The sequence below is a fragment of the Mesorhizobium sp. M2A.F.Ca.ET.037.01.1.1 genome (assembly GCF_003998075.1).
GTDB lineage: Bacteria > Pseudomonadota > Alphaproteobacteria > Rhizobiales > Rhizobiaceae > Mesorhizobium.
This window is the reverse complement of record NZ_RZSA01000784.1, coordinates 1-3,246: the sequence shown is the minus strand read 5'-3', so window position 1 is coordinate 3,246 and position 3,246 is coordinate 1. Positions and strand designations below refer to the sequence as shown.

The window sequence follows — 3,246 nt, the reverse complement described above, 5'->3', positions numbered from 1 at the left end:
CGGCAAGGATATACAGCCTGGTCGCGTTCTCCACGCCGCTCGACGACGAGAAGCGCTCGGACCGCGTGATCGCGCAGGCCTGGGACACGAGCTACGTGCTCTATGACGGATTGCCGGACGCCGCCGACATCGCCCGGCTGGAGGCAAATGCGCCGCTGCAGGAGGCGGGCCGCTACACCAGCCGCGAACTGGTGCTGGCGCGCGCGAACAAGAGTGTCAGGCTCTTCGAGGACGTCGCCGCGGCGCTGGCGCAGGGACAACAGCCGGATGAGGAGCAGTTGCTCGGCGTCGGCTATCTGCTTCGCACCACGGCGGTCTACGGCAACGGCAAGTTCGGCATCGTGGATCGCGACGAGATATCCTCACGGCCGGAGCTTGCCGGATCCTTCCAGGCTGAAATGCTCACCGTCTGGCTGATCCGGTCCTTCACTTTCGACCTTGTCGATCACATTGCCCGTCGCCGCAATCCGGCCGGCGCGGCAAAGCTGGCGCCGGACCTGCGCCGGGCGCTCGGTGTGGGCAACGCGACCGGACTCGGCATGGCGCCCTTCCTCGTGCGCCATCCGCTGTTGACGCATAGCTGGTTCCTCGCCCGCGAAACCGCGCTGGCGCGGGTGCGCGCCGAACCACATGCCGGCGCGGCGGAACGAGACGCCTTCTCGAACGCGCTCGCCGATCTGCGCCGGCGCGTTGCCCGCTGGCACAGCGACGATAGCCGCCAGGCCACGGCAACCCGAATATTGGCCGCCGATCTCGGCGCGCTGTCGGAAAACCTCGATCAGCTTCTGGCGAAGCCGCGGCCTTGGGATGCGCTCTATCGCTTCGCTGAAGAGAATTTCTCGCTGGAAGGGCAGGAAGCCTGCGTCTCCCTCATCCTCGAACCGCACGGCACCTTGATCGACGACCTCGGCGACACGATGAAGGCCGACGAGACGCCCGGCCATGCCATAGAAGGCGGCATGGGTTGCGCTTTGCTTCGCCGGGCACTTCTCGATTCCTATTCCTGGGCGATGGCAATCGACTTCGCCGAGCCAGCCGCCAGCGCGCGCTTCTGGTATGTGTCGGCAGAAAAGCTAGAGCCCCGGCTTGGCGAACGCTTCGAGGAGGATGGCGCCGAGCTCGAACAGCCCCTGGCCACCGCGCGCGACGCGCTCGGCCTGGCGGCCGCGCTGGCAAAGGAGCCGGCCTCGGCCAGTGTAGCCGACTTCCTGCTGCGCTGGCCCGAATGGCGCCATGCGGTGCGACGCGCCCAGATCGTCGCGCAATTTCCCTATGCCGAGATCCACGACAATCTGATCGGCGCTGAATTGCGGCCCGTCGACATATTGCGCGCCAAGCTGGCGTTCTTCGGCGCGCAGAGCTTCGATCCGCGCTCCGACCGCTGGCTGCGCATCGCGCTGTTCAGCGGCGAGCCGCTGATCGAGGATGTCGCCACGATGGCAGGAGGGGCCGCGTGATCGACCTTTCGTTCAACGAGGTGGAAACGCTGAGCGCCAAGGCGGCGCGGGGCGCCGGATTTTCATGGGGATTGGCCGAGGATGTCGGCCGCGCGGCGCGCCGGATCGCGGCCGAGGACGACAACTGGGGCAAGGCCATGCTGAGCCTTGCCGAACAAGCACAATCCTTCGAGCCTCCCAGCCTTGCCCGCGCGGCGCGCTGGCGGAGCGGCGAGACTGACGCCGCGACTGGAGGGCCGCTCTGTCCCATCCAGACGGCGGCCCTGCTGCTCGACGAACCGCCTCCAGCGAACGTTATGCCGCTGACGATCCTGGATGTCGGCCTGCCGGTCTGGTTCGACGCCATGCTGCGCCGCTCACCCATGCGCGTAGCGCGGCCCGTGGGGCTGGCGACGCGCGCCGATGTCGTCATCGAACGCCGCGCCGAAACCGAGCAGCCAGCCACAGGCCGGCGCGGCGCGATCGACGAGCGGACACTTGCGGCGCTCAATTCCTTCGCCGCCAGAACCTATGTGCCGGAAAGCGAAAGATCGCGCGTGCGTGGTGCCGGTGGCGGCCGGGTGGACGATGAATAACAAGGGGAGAACAAAATGAGTGCAGCCGACGGCCAGAAGATCGCCATGCGTGGCGCAGGCTACTATTCGGCCAATACCGTCGGCGCCAAATACGTCATCGACAAGGTCGGCGATCTCGTCATCGAGGCTGTCGCCAGGATGCCCCGACTGGCCGACGGCCTGCCCTTCGCCATCGCCGATTTCGGCGCCGCCGATGGGGGCACTTCCATGGACATGATGCGACGGCTGATCGGCGCCGTTCGGGAGAGGGAACCGAACCGGGCGATATCGATCACCTATACCGACCTGCCCCATAACGATTTCTCGACCTTGTTCCGGCTCAGCCAGGGCCTTCTTGGAACCTCCACCGAAGCGCCGCTGGCCGAGACGCCCGGGCTTTACATCTTCGGTAGCGGCACCAGCTTCTACCGCCAGATCCTGCCGGACAATTCGCTCTCCTTCGGCTTTTCCGCGACGGCGATGCACTGGATCAGCAAGCGGCCGTGCATGATCGCCGACCACGTCCAGGCGGTCGGTGCAAGCAATGCCGAGCGCGAGCAGTTCCGCGCCCAGGCGCTGCGCGATTGGGAGACGATCCTGCTTGCCAGGGCGCGCGAATTGCGATCAGGCGGGCGGCTTGCGCTGGCCAATTTCTGCATCGACGAGGAAGGCCGCTATCTCGGACATACGACGGGCGCCGACATGTTCGACAGCTTCGCCCGCCATTGGCGCGACCTGCTGCGGACCGGGCGGATCAACGAGGCGGAATATGTCAACGCGACGTTCCAGCAGTTCTACAAGACACCTGAGGAGTTCGCCGCGCCGTTCCGCGATCCCGCTTCGCCGGTGTCGCAAGCCGGGCTGAAGTTGGAGACGATGTTCACCATGGTGACGCCTTGCCCATATGCCGAGGCGTTCCGCACCCATCGCAATGCGGGGGATTTCGCCCGGGCCTATGTGCCGACGCTGCGCTCCTGGTCCGAGACCGTTTTCGCCAACGCGCTCGATCCCGCGCGACCGCCAAGCGAACGCTCCGCGATCATCGACGATTTCTACGGCGCCTATGAAGCCGACGTCGCGCAAGCTCCCGAAGGCCATCGCATGGACTACGTCCACTGCGTAACGGAGATCGTCAAGTCTTGACGGAGCGGCAAGCGCCGCGCCGCCCGCTCGAGGTCTTGACGAAAACAGGTGCGCCTGTTTGAGACTCGGCGAGCAAGGGGACATTCGCTCCC

3 protein-coding genes are annotated in these 3,246 nt (G+C 66.2%); all 3 read left to right on the top strand.

Annotation, left to right across the window (positions count from 1 at the left end):
- The coding region (locus EOA27_RS40990; protein ID WP_189562145.1) for a hypothetical protein at nt 1-1,457 on the top strand (1,457 nt) is incomplete at its 5' end.
- Nucleotides 1,454-2,032 carry a DUF3726 domain-containing protein gene (locus EOA27_RS28930; protein ID WP_189343097.1) on the top strand — a complete coding sequence of 193 codons (579 nt, stop codon included), beginning with the start codon at nt 1,454-1,456 and terminating at the stop codon, nt 2,030-2,032. The genes EOA27_RS40990 and EOA27_RS28930, both read left to right, overlap by 4 nt.
- Before the next feature lie 15 nt (nt 2,033-2,047).
- A complete protein-coding gene (locus tag EOA27_RS28925; RefSeq protein ID WP_126081824.1) occupies nt 2,048-3,154 on the top strand; it encodes an SAM-dependent methyltransferase in 1,107 nt (368 codons plus the stop codon).
- Nucleotides 3,155-3,246 lie beyond the last annotated feature (92 nt).

What these genes read in the sequence shown, in the direction of transcription:
- EOA27_RS28925 (WP_126081824.1), top strand. Translation starts at nt 2,048, where the DNA reads ATGAGTGCAGCCGACGGCCAGAAGATCGCCATGCGTGGCGCAGGCTAC.